Below are 20,755 nucleotides of genomic sequence, written 5' to 3'. Positions count from 1 at the left end.
ACGGCTTAGATCAGCGTTTGGAATCCATAGGATTCCTTTTCTTAAAGAAGAAAAAGCTGTTTGAGTGCAGCCCGGCCATAAACTCCACGCCTTTTCTCCTTCGCTTGTTGGCTGTGAGCCTTTCCTTCAGACGAAATCTCGGTTTTGTGTGCCTCATCTCGACTGTTCCACGTCTCACGGGGGCATAGTCAGCCAGGTAACCGTTCTCCTGGGCAGCCATAAGGGCTCGGAATCACAATGGGGTAGGTCCGGAGGACGAGAAAGCCTCCCATGCCGGACTCACCGGGCATAGAGCCCCCTCAAGTCCTGAGAACGATCACGTTAGCCGAGCAATTCCGTGAGGTCATCCTCCACAGCGTAGACGGAGCCGTCCCTATCGGTATAAAGGCTTATCTTGTCCGTAATGTTGTACTTCGCTTCGGAAAGCACTACCACGCGGCCTTTGGATTTTTCCAGAGCCTCTGTCTCCGCCTGTGTGGCCTTCCATGGAATTTCGTCCTGATCCAGAACGTAATTACCGTTCCAATGGGTATTGTAAGATGTGCCGGTTTTCTTGAAAAGATCTTTCGTCGTGTGCCAACCTTCTGATTCTACCACGGGCATCAGGTCTTCCTGCGCGCGAATCGGTATTACCAGAAGCAGCTTTTGCGTGGGCTGTTTCATCCTGACTCCAATATCGGACTTGAAATCCGATTGATAGCATATTTAGGGCGTCTCCGGTAGCTCGGGGTGCCCCTTCACTTTACCATCTAGTCACGGGCCGGTTCTACTTGCGGCGCCGTGCGCACTCCGTTCAAAATCCCCCCAAACGTCTTTGGAGACGCAGAGAAAGCTACTCTCACTCTGCCTTTATTAAAGGGGAGCAGGGGGATTGACCCCGCGTAAGAGAAGACTTGCCCTGCACTACAATAGGTTTTCATGGCAAGGTCATGGACAGGGCCTGATGGGTTTTCCCGAGGGCCGGCAATTCCCTGCCTTCAAACCGTACTCTGATGCCGCCGGCGTTGCTCGTCTGGACTGAAAAGCTCTGTTTTGCCGTGAAAATCTGGATATCCCCGGGGGCCATCATCAGTTCTTCGGCCGGGCCGTTGTCCGGTTCAACTCGGATCCAGGTATTTGCAAAAGCCTTGATTTCCAGAACCTTCTTCCCGGCCTGCGCGGGGGCCGGATCGCCGAAAGCGGTATCATCATTGATTTGATCGGTCTCTATGCGAGCTGTAGACTCGGTGAATCCTCGCGGCTGCGCGGTCGTAACTTTAGGCCGGGCTGCCTCGTGGCCGTCATCTGAAAGGATCAGTCGAGTCACCCCGGTAAGAACTAAGATGCTCAGCGAGACCACTCCGAGCGCGGTCAGCACAACCGTAAACCATCTGGTGGAAACGAACGATCGTGACGAAGTCTTTTGATGGAAAACAGGGTGCTCCTCTTCTGAGTAGTCGGGCATCTCTCCATCTTTGGTAAAAGCCTCGAAACGCTTGACAGTTTCCTCCGGATTCAGCCCCAATTCTTGGACATAAGACCTTATGAAGCCTTTCACGAATACACGCGGAGGGAGCAGATCGTAACGATCCTTTTCGAGAAAGTCGAGATTTGATGCCGGAATTTTTGTGCCGACAGCAATGTCCTCGAGAGATTTCCCTTTCTCTTCGCGAAGGCTCTTGAGGTACGCTCCAAAGGATTCCATCTTCTCCGGAAAACCTTTTGTGCCAATGGGACTTTCCGCTTGTTAAGCGCGCGGATCTGTGTGAAATTCGTCAGTGTTCCCCCGACAGCACCGGCCCATGTGAACCTTCCATAACCGAATCCTGTGGAACCTTGGCCTCCCAGTGGCCGAGAGCAATCACGGGGGAAACTCTGGACTTCGATTACCATTCCGAGACCCGATGATCAAGAGTTTATTCAAGTTCGGATCTCATTGATGCCCAAGCGCTTTCAAGACAACCTGGAACGATATCCTGGAGTATTGGCGGCCTTATTTCTATGCTCCGGCATAATTGTGGCTTCTCGCGCCGATCTGCCCCTGTCGGTTTGGTTCCTCGCCGCGCTGCTTCCAATCCTGCCCCTAGTCCTTGTCGCGCAGAGAGCCGAGAAAAAACCGCTGCTATGGTGCGCAGTGGGGGCTCTTTTTTTCGTCTTGGGCCTATGTTTGACGACCGAGCGACTCAATCCGCGCGAAGGCATTGAACCTTCGGTGCAAAAGTGCGTGATCCACGCCACCGTTGCCAAGACCTGGGCTAGAGGACCCGATTTTCGGACGCTCCTGGTGTACTCGGGCAGGAATGTTACTCAGGGAACGTCGCTGCCGGGCGCCGGCAGGCTCTTGATCAGACATAACAAGGTCCCCTTGTGCGCCGGTGACAGAATAGCCTTCCAGAGCCGAATACGCACACCCCTAAACAGGGGTAATCCAGGTGAGTACGACTGGGAGACTGACTGCAAGAATGAGGGCATACTTTGGCTCGCCTCGGTCCGAGGAGAAGATTCCGTAGCAGTACTTAAAAGGGGATCTTCGTTCCTGCCCGGGGCGATCCTGTTCCGGGCGCGGGAAGCCATGGCTGGCTTCTTGGAAACCCATTCAGGAAGGTTCCTTGGCGAAAGTTCGGCAAAGCCTGTGAAGGGTATCCTGAAAGGCATTATCGTCGGAGACATGGGAGACATAGATCCGGACTTGAACCGAGACTTCGTGGATTCCGGGCTGGTACATGCTCTCTCTGCCTCGGGCTTGCACGTTGCTATAGTGGCATTTCTCACTCTTATGCTGGTAAAGGTTGGCGTGAGGGCCGTGCCGTCTGTCCTCCTTTGGCTTCCTTTGCGAAAGCTCGCGGCCCTAGCTTGCATCCCCGCGGTGGTAACTTACTGCCTTCTGGTTGGAGCGCGTGTTCCCGCGGTGCGGTCCATGATCATGGGGCTGGTAGTTGCTACGGCCATATTGCTGGACAAGAAGTGGCACTCCTTCAACTCCCTGGCTCTCGCGGGGATTATCATCCTGCTTATTTATCCTCTGTCGCTTTTCACTCCAAGCTTTCAGCTCTCATTCGCGTCGGTCGCGGGAATTCTTCTGATGGTTTCTCCGGTCATGAGTCGGTTGTACGGCAAGGACTCGGAAAGCACCCTTGACTCAGTGGACGCGGAGGGTGGAAGGCACGAGGGTCTCGGCAGATTGTTGCACGGTCTGCGACCATTAACAGCGGTTGCGTTGACTTCCGCCGCCGCGACGATAGCGGTCTTGCCTTTCCTGGTCCAGACGTTCCATTCGTTTCCGGTCTATACCGTGTTCGCCAATCTTGCCAGCGATTTCATGATAACGGGTGCTTTGTCTATTGGCTTGCTTGCCACTGCCGTCGGAGTAGGCCTTCCGGAGGTGGGGTCGTGGGTTTTGGCGCCGGCAGCCTTTTTGACCTTAATGATAATCAAGATTGCGTCTTTTTTTTCGGCCCTGCCCGGCAGCACGGTTTTGATACCGCATATGGGAACCACGGAATTTGTTGTTGCCACTGGAATAGCCTTTTTTATGCTGTGGTACGTAAGAGGACCTCTCGGAAGGAAGTACCATGTGATTTCTGCGTCAGGCCTTGCTTTGGTCGCTGTCGTCGCAATTCCGCCATGGGTCGGTCCGGACGCTGATCTCGAGGTGCGCTTCTTAAACGTGGGCAAAGGGGATGCTGCCTTTGTTCGAGCGCCGGGCACCAGAGGATTGCTGATAGACGGGGGGGTGGCGAACGAGCACTTTGACTGCGGCAGGAGCATAGTGGCGCCGTTTCTCAAATGGAACGGGAATCGGTCCTTGGACGGGATTTTGATCAGTCATCCTCAGATGGACCATATGGGCGGAGTGCTTGCTGTGATAGGTCGAATGCCCCCCTCTCGCGTTTGGTGGAACCCGGTTGATGTTCAATCCAGTTACCTCGATGCGATAGTGGCCGCGGCCCGAGCGGAAGGCGCGATGATCTTGCCGGCCGACAGGCATCAAGAGCCGGTACGTCTGGGTGGAGCCACGCTGCGTTTCCTGAACCGATCATGTCCGCGAGGGAAAGGCCGGATGTCCCATTATGAGGTAAACGATGCTTCTGTGGTTTGCAGAGTGGAATATGGTGATGTCTCTTTTCTTTTCACGGGTGACATCGAGAGGGAAGGCGAACGGGAGCTTCTTGCGGCCGGCGTGCCTCTCGCCGCGACGGTACTCAAGGTTGCCCATCACGGGGGCAAAACCTCTACCAACAGAGATTTCCTAGAAGCGGTTCGTCCCAAGATAGCGGTCATTTCTTGCGACGGCGCGGATCTCGGTGCGTTCCCTAACCAACAAGTCGTGGAACGCCTTGCATCCGCGGGGGTTCAGATATTCATTACCGGCCGAGACGGCGCTGTCACTGTCAGGACTGACGGCAGGGACCTGCGGTACGAGGTCGGCCGTGCCGGCAAGGGAAAAAGAAAAGAGGAACACAGTGAGCCCTTCGCATTCTCAATCATGAAACGGCAGCACGCAACCGCTGCGACCTGGCCGCTCAACTGAACGGACACTGCCTCCGCGATTTCAGATAGCTTGACAATTTATGAACGGAGTATAATAAGACCTCCTCTTGGTCGACGAGCATTGGGAGGACCATGCGCGAGAGTGGCGGAATTTGGCAGACGCACCGGACTTAGGATCCGGCGGGGCAACCCATGGGGGTTCGAGTCCCCCCTCTCGCACCACAACTCTCCGAACGCACCTTTGTATCACCGTAAGTTACGGGCCTGTCCCTTCCATTCGATCTTGATTTAAGGCTTCTGCAGCGATTTCTCGCAACAAGACCTTGCTAAACCGCGGCCGGAGAATCACATTTTGATTAGACCTGGCGCGGACACGGCCATGTCGAGTCGTAGCCGGGCCCCTTGAGGCCGAAAGGGGCTCGGATCGGTAAATTGGAGGTATGAAGTTATGAGAAATATTCTTATTGCCATAGCCGTCGGCGTCACATTGGCATTGGCTATGGTCCCGAGTCTTTCCTGGGCACAGTACTACTACCCGTATTATTACTACCCGGGCACTCCACCCCCCCCGGCTTATCAGCCGAATCAAGGCCCTGGTAATCCTTTCCTGTACAGGTTGGCCCCTAATCCTCGCGTCTACCGCCAATGGAACAATCAAATTCGAATTTGGGATTTCCAGGAATACCAAAGAAGCCCCCTCAATCCGGAGAGTTCTTTGGAATACATGCTCAGGACCTTTTGATAATTCCCGCGATCCACTGACACAAAAGCCTCTTGCCCAAAAATAGGCTAGAGGTATGGCGCGTCCTGTAATATACGTTGTTGGAAAGGGTCGCCCCGAGTAGAGTTCCAAATCCGGCTGAGGTTACTATAAAATGGAGCTGTTTTACCTTCTTCTTGCGGCTATTGCAGGCGCTTGCGCGCCCACTCAGGCCGGGATAAACTCCCAACTCCGTATATTAATTGAAGATCCGGTTCTGGCTGCTCTCATTTCATTCGCTGTGGGAACGACAGGTCTTTTGATTTATGCCCTTGTCGTTCGCCTGCCCTGGCCTGCCATGCAGACACTGGTGCAGCTCCCGTGGTGGTTGTGGTCAGGCGGGCTGCTTGGGGCCTTTATCGTGGCCGTTACCATTGTTCTCGTCCCCAAGCTCGGAGCCGCGACATTGATGGCATGCATGATTGCCGGCCAGATGGTTGCCTCATTGCTCCTCGACCACTATGGCATCGTCGGGTACTCCGAACACCCCGCGTCCATTTGGAGGGTCTTGGGAGTAGCATTGGTCGTATCAGGGGTAGTAATCATAAAGAGGTTCTAACACCACCGGGAACAGGCTGCCCGAAGGCTCCGCGAAGGGACGAACATATTACTTTCAGTGGGACAATCGGCCACGGGGCCAGGGGGCGACCAGATGCCCGCAGCGCGCGGTATCATGAGAGGAGAATCCGTGAAAACCACAGTGATTGTCTGGATCTTAGTTTTTCTCTTCGCGCCCCTTGGTATGGTTCCCGGCCTGGCCGAAGAGGGCCGACAGGTTCCAGGGGCTGCTGCTCCTCAACCGGAGAATTCCAAGCAGCCCACTCTGACGAAATCTTATGAAGTTGCGCCTGGCAAGCGGTTCAAAATCATGTTGGAATCTAACCGAACGACAGGGTATCAGTGGCGATTGGCAGGGGCTTTGGATCAGAAAGTGGTCAAATTGATAGGCTCCGCGTACCAGTCGCCCGAGGCGAAACTTCCGGGAGCAGGAGGCAAGGAAATCTGGACATTTCAGGCAGTCGGCCGCGGAAGGACTGAAATTTCCATGCAATACATCCGTACGTGGGAGAAGGGGAAGCCGCCCGCGCGGACTGCCAGATTTTCGGTCGTGGTCAAATAGCAAATCATATCAGTGACCTCGTCATTCTACAGCATCTGCTTAATTGACATTATCTTGCGGGGTAATGTGACCAAAGAAGATCCCCTCAGGCCGTACCGAAGCAAACGAGACTTTTCCCATACCCCGGAACCCAAGGGCGGCAAACCAAGACCCGCCCGAAAACATCCTCGTTTTGTTATCCACAAGCATCAAGCCAGAAATCTGCATTACGATCTCCGCCTGGAAGTAGATGGCGTGTTGAAGTCCTGGGCAGTCCCGAAAGGCCCTTCGACAGACCCACGAGTCAAGAGACTTGCAGTGGTCACGGAAGACCACGCCCTGGAATACATCGATTTCGAAGGTGCAATCCCTGAAGGAGATTACGGCGCGGGCGCAACAATAGTCTGGGACGCTGGGACTTACAAGAATATGAGTGAAAAGGATGGCTTAGTCGTTGCCATGGAAGACGCGATCGACCGCGGGCACGTAAGCGTCTGGTTGGATGGGAATAAACTAAAAGGAGGATTTGCTCTTAAACGCTTCGGAACAGGCAAGCAGGATCAGTGGCTGCTTATAAAGATGAAGGATGAACATGCCGACCCGGACAACGATCCGGTGGCTTCTCGGCCCGAGTCGGTCCTCAGCGGGAAAACCGTTGAAGAACTGACCGAGCAGGCTAAGCTTGGGCAGACGAACAGGAAAGTCAATAAGAGACCCAAGAGGTAGCCGAGGGCAGCTGACCGCGTAGACAGGCAAGCGTCAATGGCCCGATTCCGGGCAGGCCCCTCAAGTAGGCAACGCGCTCAAGCGAATTGTCTCCTTGGCAAAACGCTTGCCTCAACCGGCTCACTTGTGGACACGATGGGTTTCCGATAGATCCTGTACCGGTTGTGAAACTTGCCTCCCGTTTCGACAACAAACTGGTTGATGGACGCGTTATCTTCCAGGGTCCATCCGAATTCCAAGTATCGATATTCCGGTCGGCCTCGGAGGACCTTCACCATCTGGTCGAAAACCACTACAGGGAAACCGAGTTTCTGATAAGGTTTCTTCACGCCAAACAGGGCCCCGCGAACACCGTTTATCCCGTTTTTGCTAAAAAGCATGTGGTATAGGCCGCGCAGGCCTATTTTCCCGTTAAAGAGCCTGAGAAGAGGATTGATATCGGGGATCATCATTACCACCGCCGCAGGTTCATCCCCGTGATAGAAAAAGACGACCAACTCCTCATCCAAAATACGGACGAGATTCTTCCCCGCTTCTTGCATTTCTTCGGCTGTCATCGGGACAAAACCCCAGTTCTCCGACCACGCGGACAGGTATATGTCCCCGATCAGCGCCATCTCGGCCTCGAAATCCTTTTTCCTGCCCTGCCTAATCTGTACATTTGTTTTCCTCTTTACGCGATTGGCAAGGCGTTCCAAACGGTCGCTGGCCCGGTCCGGGTGGGTATCGACCACCAGAGACAGCAGGTCCTTCAGGAAAGTCAATAGGTCCTTTTCTTTACGAAATCCGCACGATTCTATCAAGCTCGCGTAGTACGGAGGGTTGTAAGGCAGCATAATCCGTGGTGGATGTTCAAAACCTTCTACCAGGAGCCCGCATTCGTAATTCGTTGACGGGTTCAGCGGACCGCGGAGAAACGTCATGCCCTGATCGCCCGCCCACCGCTCTACTGCCGAAAACAGAGCGGCCGCTGCGTCCGGATCATCGCGGCACTCGAAAAACCCCCAGGCTGCGGCCTTCTCTTTATGGTACTCGTTGTGATTGCCGTCAATTATTCCCGCTATCCTCCCCACCACTGTTGAGCCTCGATAAGCCAGAAAAAGCGCCTGCTGCGAAAAACGCCAAAACGGATGTCGCCGGGTGTCCAACAGACGCCGGACTTCACGCTTGAGAGGCGGCGCCCATTTTTTGTCACCGGCATAGATTTGCCACGGCAAGTCTATGAATTCCTTCAGATCTGCGTTGGACGAGACTGGAGAAACGTCCACTCCGGACATGTACTGGAATCCTCCGTGGTGGCCGAAAGGTGTTGCGGAAAGTTGCGTCGACATTGCGGCCGCGCGGTCGGGAAACAACATCAGGTTCCTGCATCGCTTTCGGTGCGCGCCGACCGTAGTCGTTACCGGCATTTTTTACCGTGGCCTGTTTTAGGGCCTCTATTTGTTCAATTACTATTATTACGCGCGTTGGCGTCTGACAATCTAAAATCACCCACGCGGTCGTGGGAGCGATGGTGCTGACCATGAAGACTCAAGCGTCCTCATCCATTCCGGTAACCCATTCGAGATTCGCGCCCGCCAACCTCGTCCCGACAAGCGATGCTCCTTCCAGCTTCGCGCCGATGAGATTCACCTCGTTCAGGATGGCTTCAAACAGGTTCGCGCCGGTCAGATTTGCTCCGCAAAGATTGGCTTTTGTCAGGTTGGCTTCGGACAGGTTGACCATAGCCAGGTGAGCCCACGCCAGATCCGCGGAGCCCAAATTACAATCGGAGAGATCGGCTCCCGATAGATTGACCTTCCTCAGACTGGTTCCGTACAATTCAGCGGAAGTCAGTTTCGCTCCAGGCAAATATGCCCCGGTCAAGTCCGCGCCGGACAAATTAGCCTTGGTCAAATCCGCAAGGGCAAGCCGCGCGCCCGGCAGTCTGGCATTTGCCAGATTCACGCCGATCAGATCAGACTCGGACAAGTCCACGTCCAAGCTCACCGCCCATTCGATAAGGGCGGCCAAGGACTGGGCTTTTCCGCTGAAAATTATCGCGTTCGTGAACCTGTTTTGTATGTGTAATCGTCTGCCGGTGTCCATCAAGCCGGTGCCCCCTGGGGAGTCATTGCACATCCATTTGGACCGGGTCGGACAGTGAGCCGCTACGGCTCAGGACAATAGCAGTGAGCCCGGTTGAAAAGCAACAAAAAACCTAACCTCGCAGTAATCATGCAATAAAGCGGGGAAGTGGCACAATATCGTTTTACCGCAGAGCGCGCGGAGGGCGCAGAGAAGACGTAAGGGCGCACGGCCGTGCGCCCTTACGCTCAGCGATCTCGGCGATCTCTGCGGTGAATAATCTCTTTCTTTGCTAGCTGAAGCATCCCCGCGGAACTGAATGATTACACCGCGCATACAAATCTGCTTCCGGCAATAAGCCCGCGTGAGCTAACGGGATTTCGCTGCGGGCTCGGCCGGAAGCGGAGAGTTTTCCGCTTGACATGAGCGCCAAACCAAACCATTACTAGCGAGTCTCCTTGCTACATCAATCGCCGCGTAACCCGGAACACCATATGGTGGTTAGTTTTTTCATAAAGGGCCTCATTATAGGTTTTTCCCTTGCGTTGCCGGTGGGGCCGATTGCTCTACTCTGCATAAGGCGAACCCTCGCCAGAGGCCCGGCCGCGGGGATCGCTTCAGGTCTGGGAGCTGCCTGTGCTGATTTGATTTTCGGCGCGATTGCCGGCTTCGGCGTTTCCGCGGTTGCAGATTTCCTGGTTGAGCACCAGGTGGCTCTCCGTCTTGTCGGCGGAGTGTTCCTCTGTTATCTGGGGGTGAGGATCTTCCGGTCAGTGCCCAGGGAACGAACCGCGGGATCTGAGGATACAGGCCTTGTCAGGTATTTTGCATCCGCGTTTGTGCTTACTTTAACTAATCCTATAACTCTATTCGCCTTTGCCGCCATTTTTGCTACCTCGGGTGTCGGGCTGGCTTCTGACGGGTTTCTTTCAGTCGCACTGCTCGTTTTGGGGGTGTTTGCCGGATCAGCCCTGTGGTGGTTGGTACTGAGCGGTGTGGTGAGCATCTTCCACCGAACGATCAGCCTCCGAGGCATTCAAATAGTAAACCGAATCTCAGGCACGCTCATAGCGGTGGTTGGTGTGATCATCCTGATCAGTATCGCTGGACTGGCCAACCATTGGTAGTTTGCGAAGGGTTAAGCGGGCTTTTGGCCGGTGGCTGTCCGGCTAACGCGCCTGCCGACACAGCCGCAACAAATTGCCATAAACCTTGTTGGAAAGTATCAATGCAGAATGCAGCACTTATCTTTCGGGCGACCGATGGGGATGCCGAAGCCATTCTCGCCCTTCAGCATCTGGCCTACAGAAGCGAAGCTGAATTGTACGATGATTTCGAGATGCTTCCACTGACTCAGACCATCGAAGATCTGAAGGAAAGCTATGGCACACATGTCTTTCTCAAGGCCGTGGCTGACGGTCGGATAGCAGGATCTGTCAGGGCCGAATTCCAAAATGGAACCTGCCGGATTGGGCGCCTGATTGTTCACCCGGATTTTCAGGGTAATGGGATAGGAACACAACTGATGGAGAGGATTGAGGCGTTCTTTGGGACCGCAGGAAGATACGAGTTGTTCACAGGTCATCGGAGCTTCCGAAATCTTCGCCTATACCAGCGCCTGGGGTACCGGGAATTTAGCCGCCAGGCAGTTTCCGACAAGGTCACGTTAGTGTTCATGGAGAAGATTGGGCGCAACAAGTGAACTTTTATAGGAGAGGACCCTCAGATGAAAAATTCAAGAAAACCCTGGGCCGAGAAGCTCCGCCCTGACATGGAACCCAAGACGGTTGAAGCGCCTCGCGGTGGCGGTATAATGCTGGTTCCAACACCAATGCTGGTTGCTGAAGAAATCAAGAAGGTTCCGTTTGGGGATGTTGTCGCTGTCGATGAGCTTCGGCAACGACTTGCCGCTCGGTTTCAGGCCGACCTGACTTGTCCTCTCACTACGGGGATCTTCATCAACATCATTGCCGGGGCAACCGAGGAAGACCTAGCAAAAGGCGCCGCCATCACCGCTCCTTATTGGCGGGTCGTGAAAAAGAACGGCCTCTTGTTGGAGAAAATCCCTCCAGGTGCGGCTCGCCAGGCCGAACACCTGCGCAACGAAGGGCACGCGGTCCAACAAGTCAAAGGGGTCTGGCGGCTGGTTGTTGGATCCGAGTAAGGAATCTGCGGGAGACGCTTCTGATAGCCATGGAAAGTTCTGTCAGAATCGAATCGCAGCGCTCGGGCGAGTTGGCAGCAGCACGCGCCAGCCCTTCGAAGGCCACTTCCGATAAACTTCCCATGCATCCAGGATTCCCCGAAGGGGAATGCCGTGAGTAGCCCTGGGTGAAACCCAGGGAAAGAACTCCCACCAATCGCCGTATCGACCCTGAAGGGGTCGGCCCCTTCAGGGCCGCATGAAATTAATTGTAGGTGCTGTGTACCACGGGTTTCACCCGTGGCTACTAATGGGACTCCCCTTTCAGGGGAAAAACTGGTGTGATACCTATTTTCGCGATTACTTCTTAGAACTTCTATACAGAATGGTTCTCTCTGCAATTCCTGATCACGGAGGCTACAGGGCCTGCAAATTCTTGCGGTACACGTCCAAATCCGCTTCCGAGAAAAGGGCAAAAACCACCTTTTGAATCTCGGGAAAGCGCTCCAACTGGGCCAGTGTGGTTTTCAGGGCTATTTTTGAGGCGTCAGCGATGGGGTAGCCGTACGCGCCGGTGCTTATGGACGGAAACGCAATTGAGGTCAGGCCGTTGTCGTGGGCAACTTCAAAGCACCGCTTGTAGCAGCTTTCCAGGAGTCTCGGTTCGCCCGACGCCCCGCCCCGGTAAATCGGCCCTACAGTATGAATTACATGACGAGCTTTTAGCTTGTACCCGCGAGTGATTTTTGCCTCCCCTGTTTCACAGCCGCCGAGAGTTCGGCATTCCTTGAGGAGATCCGGCCCTGCGCCCCGATGAATGGCGCCGTCTACGCCTCCTCCACCCAGCAGCGAGTTGTTGGCCGCATTTACGATGGCATCAATGTCCAGTTGGGTGATATCGCCTCGAATAAGCTCAATTTTCTTTTTCATTTCGTCCCTCCCCGCTCTCGGCTTGTCGAGTAGTCTGATCTAATACCGCTTCGCTTTCAAGAAAAAGACCTGGGTCTCCAACTTGTCTGGCACTGACCTGGTTCCCAGGTCAGTGGCACCCAATTATTCAAACTCAACACCGACGTCGGGTGCCACGGCCCTGCCCGAGCAGGTCCGTGCTTCTTCGCTGCGATGTTCGAAGTATCACTGCAGATCGGTATAACGATATCCCTTCGACAGGATATGCGGACGGCCTGACTCGGTCAACTACAGAGATTATTTTATAGTGATTCTCAAAAGTTCTTTCTGAATGGAGTCGTCCCGCGTTGGCGGGACACCCATGAGTCAATCCGTCATTACTTTCGAGAACTGCTATATTTGCTCGGGGAATGCATCCGAGCAAGCAACTTAGGCGGTACTCCCAGCATATAGGCTATGATAATCAATTGATGTATCGCAGTGGTCCGCAGGACCCCATTCTCTTCCCATCGCCTCGCGGACGTGGTCACCGCCGCAGGAGCGATTCTGATCTGGCCAAATTTTTTCAGCCGTCGAATAAGCTCGAAATCCTCCATCACCGGAAGACCTTTGAACCCGCCTATTCTACGGAACAATTCAGCCTTGATGAAAATTGCCTGATCCCCGTATGGGACGTGCAGTCTCTTGGATCGAAGATTAGCCAGCCTTCCGATGAATGCGAGGCCCGGCAATCGGCCTTGGATTCTAAGCTCAAAGGCCCCCGCGGCAGTGCCCGGCTTATCGAGTTCCCGTAGGACATGACAGGTCCAGCCGTCGGGCAATTGTGTGTCCGCATGGAGAAACAGCAGTGTCTCCCCGGTGGCATGCATGGCACCCAGATTCATCTGCAAGGCCCGTCCTGTCGGTCCTCTGAGCAATTTAGCGCCGTGGCTGCGGGCCACATCGGCAGTTTTGTCCGTGCTGCCTCCGTCCACAACCAGGACCTCGGCATCAGGCACGGTGTTGATCGAAGACAAGCATTGGCCCAGGGATGATTCTTCGTTGAGAGTGGGAATTATGACTGAAATTCTGCCCGGGACAGGGTCCGGCGATGCTGTTTGGCTGTTGCCCGTGCCTGTTTTCGAGAGAATCTCAAGGTCCTCGGGTCGGTCCACATCGCTTAATAGGTTGACGAGAGCGGTAGACAGGCCATGCTCGCCCGCGATTCGCAACGTCGATTCCAGCACGGTCCGGGTCCCCCACGGTATGTCTTCAAAAAGCGCGCGGTTGGGCGGCCTCCTCAGTCCGATCAAGTAATAACCGCCGTCTGTTGCCGGCCCCAGGACCAGGTCCCGATTCCGCAACTCCTGCAAGGCCTTCTCCATTATCCCATGGGAAAGCCCTGGTATGTCCGTACCGACAAGGATTACTCTGTGGGCCCCCGCGGTAAAGGCTTCGTCAAAAGAGGAAGACATCCTCTCACCAAGATCCCCCTCTCCCTGGGGACTGTATGCACAATCCGGTCCTAGCCATTGTCTAAATTCGGCTTCCGTTTCGCCGTGGTAACGGATTTCCAGTGAAACAAGGCGGGTCCTCTTGAGTCTTCTTCCTTCCTCCACGATTTTCGCGGTCAAGCGCCGGTGGAGGTCCGCGGCTCCTTCCTCGCCCAATGCCGGGATCAGGCGGGTCTTGGTTTCGCCGGGTCTAGGGTAGCGAGTGAATATGATAAGCCTTTCTTCGCATTCCCTCCGTGTGCGAAGTCCGCCCAGTGCGGCTAGAAAAATCGTGCCGAGTATTTTGGTACCAGCTCCGACCACTCCCCGTAACGTGCCTGAGACCTTTGACTTCCCTATCCGCCGACGGTACGAGACCGGCACTTCCATGAACCGAAGACCGTCCCGGGCGGCCTTTATCTGCATCTCAACAGTCCAGCCGTAGTCCGGGTCCCGCATATCAAGTCGTTGGAGGGCAGAGTGCCTGATTGCCCGAAAGGGTCCCAGGTCAGTGAACCTGGCGCCCCAAAATAGTCGAATAAGAAAGCAGGCCAGCCAATTGCCGAAGCGGGCGAGCAGTGGCAGCGCTCCTTTTTCTCTTTGGCCCAGCGTTCGAGACCCTATGACAAGGTCGGCCTCATTGCTGATTATTGGATCGACCAGAAGAGACATCTCTTCAGGATGGTCGCTGGAATCGCCGTCAATAAACACGACCACGTCCGGATTGTTTAGCTCGGCCAACGCTGTCAGGCACGCGGAACCATAGCCCCGCCGCGGCTCGTAAACTACCCGTGCGCCATGCCCGCGGGCCACAGCGGCAGTCCGATCAGTGGAGCCGTTGTCGCCGACGATGACTTCGTCTACCCAGGCGGGAATGGCTGAAATCACTTTCCCTATTGAACGCTCTTCATTCAGCGCGGGAATTATTACGGCAATGCGCGAGTGGTCCCTCATTGGAAGCCTCTCCTGTGGCGGAGAGTGTATCGGGTTGCTTTCCGATTAGCAATTGTGGAGCCGACCAAGCGTGCCGGCTCCTTACCGGATCTTTTTCCTGAAAGTGCTACCGGCCGGTTTCGGCATCCTGGCCACCACTTTGTCGTCCGTGACTTGGCTAAGAAACGGCCAGACCAGCCTAGCCATAGCCTGTGAGCCTCTGAAGAGGGAAGGGTGCTTTGCCGCCAGGCCAAACGCGGCCATCCCGGCTCTCTCTGCCTGGGAAGTGAATCCTTCTTCAACACGGCGTTCTCGCAGCAACCGAAGGAGCTTCCCCAGAGGGACTTTCACCGGGCAGACTTCGGTGCACGCGCCGCAGAGCGTTGTCGCGTCGGTCAACGGATGGGCCGCGTCCATTCCGTTTAAGAGGATAGTGAGGATTATGCCCATGGGGCCGGGATAAGTGGACCGGTACGCGTGGCCCCCGATTACCCTGTAGACAGGGCATACATTCATACACGCGCTGCATCGGATACACTTGAGTATTTCCCAATACGGACCTTTGAGAATTTCGGAGCGTCCGTTGTCTAACAGGACTATATGAAGCTCTTTTGCTCCGGTGTTCTCGTGCGGTTTTCTCGTGCCCGTAATCACCGAAAGATAACTGGAAAGCCCTTGCCCTGACGCAGAGCGGGGGAGAAGCTTGATGAACGTCGTAAGGTCCATCAGACCGGGAAGCATTTTCTCGATGGACAGCACCGCGATGTGCAACGGGGGCAAGGTGGTAACCATCCGGCCATTTCCCTCGTTGGTGAATATCACAAGGCTCCCTGAGTCGCTGATAGCGAAATTCGCGCCGGAGATCCCCGCGTGGGCAGAGAGGAACTCGGTTCGTAATGCCTTTCGTGCCATCTGAGTCAGAATAGTCGGGTCATCGGTATATTCGACGCCCAATTTGTCCGCGAACAGGCGCCCCACTTGCTGGCGGCTCTTATGAATAGCCGGAGCGAGGATATGGGACGGGGGCTCTCCGGCAAGCTGCACGATGTACTCGCCGAGATCCGTTTCCACCACCTCCATGCCGTGAGATTCGAGATACGGGTTGAGGTGGATTTCTTCAGTGACCATGGACTTGGCCTTAACGATCTTCTTGGCTTTTCTGTCCCTGAGAACGTTGAAGATTATGTCTCGTGCCGCCTGCGCATCCCGCGCGCGGTGCACAACGGCCCCGGCAGCAGTCGCATTCACAGCGAATTGGTCCAGATATCCGGACAGGTCTTGAAGGACCTTTACCTTGATCTCGGACGCGCGATCGCGCCATTCCTCTAAAGGTACGGACGAAGTCGCTTGCGTCCTTTTGGTTGTGAACATGTCCGTGGCGGTTCGCATAGCCCCCCGCAGGGCTATGTCCCGAACGGCTTCCGCCGCGTTCTTCCGAAAGTTGAACTCCGTTCCCATCCAGCTCATCACCCCTCAGCAAATTTTCGACAATTCCATCTAAGCTTTTTACACCGTAGTGCCGTCATCCGGCATCTTTATTTCATGGATCGAAAAATTTTCGAACGGCCTAATGTAACAACCTCGGAGTTTTTGCGAAGCCCTTCTCAGATTCGGATTGGTCAAAAGATTATCTCGTCGAATGGAGGTTCATACCATGAAAGTCACATACGGCCTCTTTCTTTTGATTGCCATGTTTGCCCTTGCTTCGTCCACAGCCCACGCGTCGGACCCTGCGACCGCAAGTTCCGCGGAAGACCAAATTGGAGTGGAAGTCACGGTATATAACAACAACCTCGGATTGGTCAAAGACACCCGAAAAATAGCCCTCACTAAAGGTATCGGAGAGTTGCGATTCATGGATGTTGCATCCCGGATCATGCCTGTTACTGTCCACGCAAGGTCGGCAAGCGACCCGAAGAATTTTACCGTCCTTGAACAGAATTATGAATATGACCTGATAAATGCAACCAAACTTCTTGACAAGTATGTGGGCAAGAAGATCAAGCTCATCGACTGGAACAAGTTCCAGGACAGGAAGGAAGTGGTGGAAGCAACGTTGCTGAGCAACAACGAAGGACCTATCTACAAGATAAATGACGAAATTTTCATAGGGCACCCCGGGACCCAGGTTTTACCGAAGTTGCCCGAAAATCTCATCGCGAAACCTACCCTCACCTGGAACTACGAGAACGGCTCGGGTGATTCCCACAACCTGGAGGTGTCATATCTGACGCAGGACCTGAACTGGAAAGCAGACTATGTAGTGGTGATCAACAAAGACGATACGACGGCCGATTTTTCAGGCTGGGTCAGCTTGGATAACAACAGCGGCGCCACGTACAAGAATGCTCGCTTGAAACTCGTTGCAGGTGAGGTTCACCGAGTTGCCGCTGTGGCGGAGCGCCGCATGATGGCAGTCGACCGAGCCGCCCCGGCCATGGCCAAGGCCGCGCAATTTGAAGAAAAGGCCTTCTTTGAATACCACATTTACGATTTGCAGAGAAAAACAACCCTCAAGGACCGGCAAAGCAAGCAGATAAGCCTGCTGGAAGCCCACGGCGCGGGAATTCAGAAGGAACTCCTCGTGTACGGAATCAAAGCCTACTTCTCAAGCCAGTACCGGGAAAAGAATCCCAAGCAGCCGGTAAACGTGTACATCAAATGTAAGAATTCCAAAGAAAACCAATTGGGCATGCCTCTCCCGGCCGGTGTCATGCGCCTGTACAAACAAGATGAGAGTGGGAGCCAACAATTTATCGGCGAGGACAGAATTCAGCACACGCCAAAAGATGAGGAGATAAAACTGAAGATCGGGGAAGCCTTTGATGTGGTGGCCGAACGAACGCAGACGGACTATAAGCAGATCTCCACGCATCTCCATGAGTCCGAATGGGAAATGAAAATCCGGAACCGCAAGGACCGTGAGGTCACGGTGGGAATAGTGGAGCCGCTGTTCGGAAGCTGGCAAGTAATCAGTAACACACATCCGTACAAAAAGGTCGATGCCCGCACTATTCGGTTTGACGTGAAGGTACCCAAGGACCAGGAGGTGAACGTGAAGTATCGAGTCCGCGTAGGGATATGATTATGGTAAAGAAGAGCGTCTCAAGTGAAGGTCGCTTTCAAGCAAGGTTTCTCTCCACCGGGAGGACAAAAGACCCCAGAGGCGAAAATGTTGAAGGCAGGGGAAGCCCCTGCGGGGCTTCCCTCGTTTGTCGGCTGGTGGATTGTCACTTTGACCCGTTGAGCATTTCCCACTTTCCTTCAGGGATGTCCAACTGATCCAGGAGGGCCTTGGCCTTTTCATTAATGTGAAAAACGTCGGGCGATTCCGGACCGACTAGAATAAGCGGACCGTGAAACCTGCCCGCAAATTCTTCGATGGTGGTCGTGCCTCCAAAGTCTGCACCCTTGGCCTGGTAACCAATCACCAGAACTTCGTAGTCGCCCCGCTTGAAACACTTTTTCAGCTCCCATTCATCACTGCCTTCACACAGACGAAAGCCCACATCGACATAGTCGCCGAGGCGCTCATCGTACTTCAGGCGCAGCTCCTTGTCTTTTTCAGCAATGATCGCCGGTGTCACGACCGCTGTCTTCTCCTTGTTGGCGTCCACGAAAACCACGTCGCGGCGTACCGCGTAAGGTGATTCGAGAAAATGGAAGACATTGAGTTTTGCCTTGTGCTTTCTCGCCAAAGAAAGGGCATAGTCAAACGCCCAATCGCCTTGTCTGGAAAAGATGGCGCACAATCCGATTCCTTTCATGCTTTGCTCCTCCCATGTAATAGCTTATTCTCTAAACGTTTGTTTAAACGGCAGCTTTGACCGCTTCTTCGTTTCGCACTGATTTCAGCGGGATTTCGATAAAAAAAGTTGTTCCCCGTCCCAGTTGAGATTCTACGTTGAGGCCTCCGCCATGCTCCTCAATCACTTTCCTCGTGATTACAAGCCCTAAACCCGTCCCCTTGGCCCCCTTTGTTGAATAGAATTTGTTGAAGAGGCTGTCTTTGACTTCTTCGGGGATCCCTTCTCCACTGTCGCTCACTTGAACCAAAAGCCGGCTCCCTTCAATGCGACCGGCAACCTTGACCCGACACGGCCCTGCGGGTGCCTTAGAACGGCACGCGTCCAAAGCGTTTGAGACGAGATTCGACAGAGCGCTGTGGATGCCCGTGGGGTCCAGGAGGAATAGGCCCATTTCCGCGTCAAAATCCCTTTTGAAGCTTACCGCTTCCTTGGCGGCCCTTTCTTCATAAAGATCACAAACTTCGGCCAAAAGCGTTCCCGGATCGCATTCCTTGTACTCCGGGGTCCTTTCCTTGGAAGCGTAAAGAATGCCTTGAACCAGGTCAGAAACCTTTTGGACGTTATTCTTCACCATCTGCCAGCCGGCCTCGACTCTGTCCTGCTTGCCCCGCGTCAGGCCGGAATCCATTACGTACACGCCGCCCTGAAGCCCTGACAATATGTTTTTGATATTGTGCGACATGCCTGCAACGGTCTCGCCCAAGGTGGCCAGTTCCCCTTGAAGGCGCTTTATTTCCGTGATGTTGGTGCTCATCTCCATCACAGCTAGAATATTGCCTTTGTCATCGGTGACCGGAGCTGTTGAGACCACGACGTACGTAGGGTCCCCGTTCCGTCGCCACACTTCTTCGGAGGTGTGGCTCTGGCCGTCCATAAAAGTCTTCTCCACCGGGCAATTTTCGCACTTGCTGTCACGTTTCTTGTAAACGGCAAAGCACTTGTTCCCGACGTTCTTGGGTCCGAAGTCGCGATCGAAGAGCGCATTTGTCTGCGCTATATTGAAATCGCGATCCACCACGGTCAGATAACAAGGGGCATTCTCAAAGAGATATCGGTACTCCTCTTGTTTTCTTCGCAGCTCCATCTGAAGTTTTTTGAGTCTGGTGACATCCACCGACATTTCCAGTACTTCTGAAATGTTTCCCACGTCGTCGTATATGGGAGACGTCTTAACCATCACATAGGCGTCCTCATCCTCCAGTTTCCAGACCTCCTCCGATTGATGGGAAAACCCGTCTGCAAATGTCTTTTCCACTGGACATTTCTCGCACTTGGCGTCAAGTCCTTTGTAACCCGCAAAGCAGTTCTTGCCCAATTGATCGCCGAACTGCTCGCGAAACGTTCTGTTAGCCCTCACAATGCGGTAGTCCTTGCTGACCACGGTCATGTAGCAGGGAGCTTCCTCGAACAGGCTTTTGTTGTACCGGCGCCGGTGATCCAAATCCTCGGTCCGTTCCTTTATGCGCCGTCCCATATCTTCGAAAGAGCGCGAGAACTCAGCCATCTCATCGGAGCCGGTCATGGGCGCATCAAGTCTGAATTCCCCTCGCGCCATTCTCGCTGCATCACCTGTGAGCTTCGCGAGATTTCGGTTCACCAGAAAGATTGCCGCCAAACCGTTGACAGTGGAAATAAGAATGAAAAGCAGGATTCCGAATACCACCGTCTGTTTGGTGCTCCTGGAAATCTCCTCCTTCACACGGTCCAAAGGAAGCTTGACCTCCAATGCCCCCAACACTTTTTCCGATTGCGGATGAGCGTGGCAGGCTGCCGAGGAGCAGCTCTCGGTGTTGACCAGGGGGTTCACCACGTAGATCGATCTACCGTCATCCGCGAAGCGATGCCTGATCCGCGTGTCCCCTGCAATGCCTTCCAAAAGCGCTTTCGTCCTAGCAGCAGAGCGGCTTTCCGCCAGATCGTGACTCGAATAGTGCAACACCCCCTTGGCGTCATAGATGTTGATCCGCTCGAAGCCTTGTCCGCCTATGGCCCGTACGATCTCGCGGATGACCTGCCTGTCGTTGGTCATCATCCCGTTCCAGATCGCCGCCTTTATGACCTCTGAGTCCTTTAGCGCCCCCTGGATGATCTTATCGACGAGATTTTTTTCCTGCGTAGAAATCGAGTGATATGAGAAAGCCAGCAGAGCCGTCAACATTGTTAGCCCAGCGTAAAAGCTGAGCTTAAAGCTCAAACTATGGGTAAACTTCCCGATAATCCTGACGGCTGTCTTCAACATATTGGCGACTTCCGCGGGCGACATTAGGAGGACCGAACGGTACCCTCGGTTTGGTTGGAGCCGCGGAGCTTGATCAGAGTACCTTGTTGACGCCGCCGGAATATGGACCTTATCTTGAAACGGCCCAA

19 protein-coding genes and 1 tRNA gene are annotated in these 20,755 nt (G+C 54.3%); 10 read left to right on the top strand and 10 right to left on the bottom strand.

The features are described from left to right. Window positions 1-10: 10 nt before the first annotated feature. From HY913_06100 to HY913_06090, 3 genes are all read right to left on the bottom strand, one after another. Window positions 11-220 (bottom strand): hypothetical protein, encoded by a 210-nt coding sequence (locus HY913_06100; GenBank protein ID MBI4962830.1) that lies wholly within the window; start codon window positions 218-220, stop codon window positions 11-13. A 101-nt stretch (window positions 221-321) separates the two neighbouring features. Further along, window positions 322-663, bottom strand: a complete 342-nt coding sequence (locus tag HY913_06095; GenBank protein ID MBI4962829.1) for a hypothetical protein — start codon at window positions 661-663, stop codon at window positions 322-324. Window positions 664-916: 253 nt separating this feature from the next. Continuing rightward, a complete protein-coding gene (locus HY913_06090; protein ID MBI4962828.1) occupies window positions 917-1,684 on the bottom strand; it encodes a DUF4115 domain-containing protein in 768 nt (255 codons plus the stop codon). Between the two features lie 234 nt (window positions 1,685-1,918). Between HY913_06090 and HY913_06085 the strand changes: the two genes are divergently transcribed. From HY913_06085 to HY913_06060, 6 genes are all read left to right on the top strand, one after another. Further along, complete coding sequence (locus tag HY913_06085) at window positions 1,919-4,510, top strand: DNA internalization-related competence protein ComEC/Rec2 (protein MBI4962827.1); 2,592 nt, start codon at window positions 1,919-1,921, stop codon at window positions 4,508-4,510. A 96-nt stretch (window positions 4,511-4,606) separates the two neighbouring features. Then, window positions 4,607-4,692 (top strand) — tRNA-Leu (locus HY913_06080). A 226-nt stretch (window positions 4,693-4,918) separates the two neighbouring features. Further along, complete coding sequence (locus HY913_06075; GenBank protein ID MBI4962826.1) at window positions 4,919-5,212, top strand: hypothetical protein; 294 nt, start codon at window positions 4,919-4,921, stop codon at window positions 5,210-5,212. A gap of 133 nt (window positions 5,213-5,345) precedes the next feature. Next, on the top strand, window positions 5,346-5,789 hold the full coding sequence (locus tag HY913_06070) for a DMT family transporter (protein MBI4962825.1): 444 nt from the start codon (window positions 5,346-5,348) through the stop codon (window positions 5,787-5,789). A gap of 93 nt (window positions 5,790-5,882) precedes the next feature. After that, entirely contained in the window at window positions 5,883-6,350 is a 468-nt protein-coding gene (locus HY913_06065; GenBank protein MBI4962824.1) for a protease inhibitor I42 family protein, read from the top strand. 66 nt (window positions 6,351-6,416) lie between these two features. Next, on the top strand, window positions 6,417-7,055 hold the full coding sequence (locus tag HY913_06060) for a DNA ligase (protein ID MBI4962823.1): 639 nt from the start codon (window positions 6,417-6,419) through the stop codon (window positions 7,053-7,055). Window positions 7,056-7,132: 77 nt separating this feature from the next. Here the strand turns inward: HY913_06060 and HY913_06055 are convergent, their stop codons facing one another. Both HY913_06055 and HY913_06050 read right to left on the bottom strand, forming a co-directional pair. Further along, a complete protein-coding gene (locus HY913_06055) occupies window positions 7,133-8,332 on the bottom strand; it encodes an acyl-CoA N-acyltransferase (protein MBI4962822.1) in 1,200 nt (399 codons plus the stop codon). A gap of 253 nt (window positions 8,333-8,585) precedes the next feature. Then, complete coding sequence (locus HY913_06050; GenBank protein ID MBI4962821.1) at window positions 8,586-9,143, bottom strand: pentapeptide repeat-containing protein; 558 nt, start codon at window positions 9,141-9,143, stop codon at window positions 8,586-8,588. A 473-nt stretch (window positions 9,144-9,616) separates the two neighbouring features. On the opposite strand from HY913_06050, the gene HY913_06045 reads away from it, so the two are divergent. The 3 genes from HY913_06045 (at window position 9,617) to HY913_06035 (ending at window position 11,286) form a co-directional block, all read left to right on the top strand. Then, window positions 9,617-10,249 carry a LysE family transporter gene (locus HY913_06045; protein ID MBI4962820.1) on the top strand — a complete coding sequence of 211 codons (633 nt, stop codon included), beginning with the start codon at window positions 9,617-9,619 and terminating at the stop codon, window positions 10,247-10,249. Window positions 10,250-10,350: 101 nt separating this feature from the next. Beyond that, window positions 10,351-10,824, top strand: coding sequence for a GNAT family N-acetyltransferase (locus tag HY913_06040; GenBank protein ID MBI4962819.1), 474 nt, complete (start codon window positions 10,351-10,353; stop codon window positions 10,822-10,824). 24 nt (window positions 10,825-10,848) lie between these two features. Then, on the top strand, window positions 10,849-11,286 hold the full coding sequence (locus HY913_06035; GenBank protein MBI4962818.1) for an MGMT family protein: 438 nt from the start codon (window positions 10,849-10,851) through the stop codon (window positions 11,284-11,286). A 396-nt stretch (window positions 11,287-11,682) separates the two neighbouring features. On the opposite strand, the gene HY913_06030 is transcribed toward HY913_06035, so the two are convergent. From HY913_06030 to HY913_06020, 3 genes are all read right to left on the bottom strand, one after another. Continuing rightward, the gene (locus tag HY913_06030; GenBank protein MBI4962817.1) at window positions 11,683-12,195 is read right to left on the bottom strand and encodes an O-acetyl-ADP-ribose deacetylase; all 513 of its coding nucleotides are present in this window, start codon (window positions 12,193-12,195) and stop codon (window positions 11,683-11,685) included. Window positions 12,196-12,551: 356 nt separating this feature from the next. After that, window positions 12,552-14,600 carry a TIGR04283 family arsenosugar biosynthesis glycosyltransferase gene (locus tag HY913_06025; protein ID MBI4962816.1) on the bottom strand — a complete coding sequence of 683 codons (2,049 nt, stop codon included), beginning with the start codon at window positions 14,598-14,600 and terminating at the stop codon, window positions 12,552-12,554. An 81-nt stretch (window positions 14,601-14,681) separates the two neighbouring features. Continuing rightward, window positions 14,682-16,046: an iron-sulfur cluster-binding protein gene (locus tag HY913_06020; GenBank protein ID MBI4962815.1), complete on the bottom strand. Its 1,365-nt coding sequence runs from the start codon at window positions 16,044-16,046 to the stop codon at window positions 14,682-14,684. 187 nt (window positions 16,047-16,233) lie between these two features. Between HY913_06020 and HY913_06015 the strand changes: the two genes are divergently transcribed. Continuing rightward, window positions 16,234-17,664, top strand: coding sequence for a DUF4139 domain-containing protein (locus HY913_06015; protein ID MBI4962814.1), 1,431 nt, complete (start codon window positions 16,234-16,236; stop codon window positions 17,662-17,664). 145 nt (window positions 17,665-17,809) lie between these two features. Here the strand turns inward: HY913_06015 and HY913_06010 are convergent, their stop codons facing one another. Further along, window positions 17,810-18,346 carry a universal stress protein gene (locus tag HY913_06010; protein ID MBI4962813.1) on the bottom strand — a complete coding sequence of 179 codons (537 nt, stop codon included), beginning with the start codon at window positions 18,344-18,346 and terminating at the stop codon, window positions 17,810-17,812. A 43-nt stretch (window positions 18,347-18,389) separates the two neighbouring features. Further along, window positions 18,390-20,627: a PAS domain-containing protein gene (locus HY913_06005; GenBank protein ID MBI4962812.1), complete on the bottom strand. Its 2,238-nt coding sequence runs from the start codon at window positions 20,625-20,627 to the stop codon at window positions 18,390-18,392. Between the last annotated feature and the right edge of the window lie 128 nt (window positions 20,628-20,755).

It is taken from the genome of Desulfomonile tiedjei, assembly GCA_016212925.1.
Classification (GTDB): Bacteria; Desulfobacterota; Desulfomonilia; order Desulfomonilales; family Desulfomonilaceae; genus JACRDF01.
The sequence above is the reverse complement of the archived record's forward strand: the minus strand, read 5'-3'. Positions and strand labels throughout refer to the sequence as shown.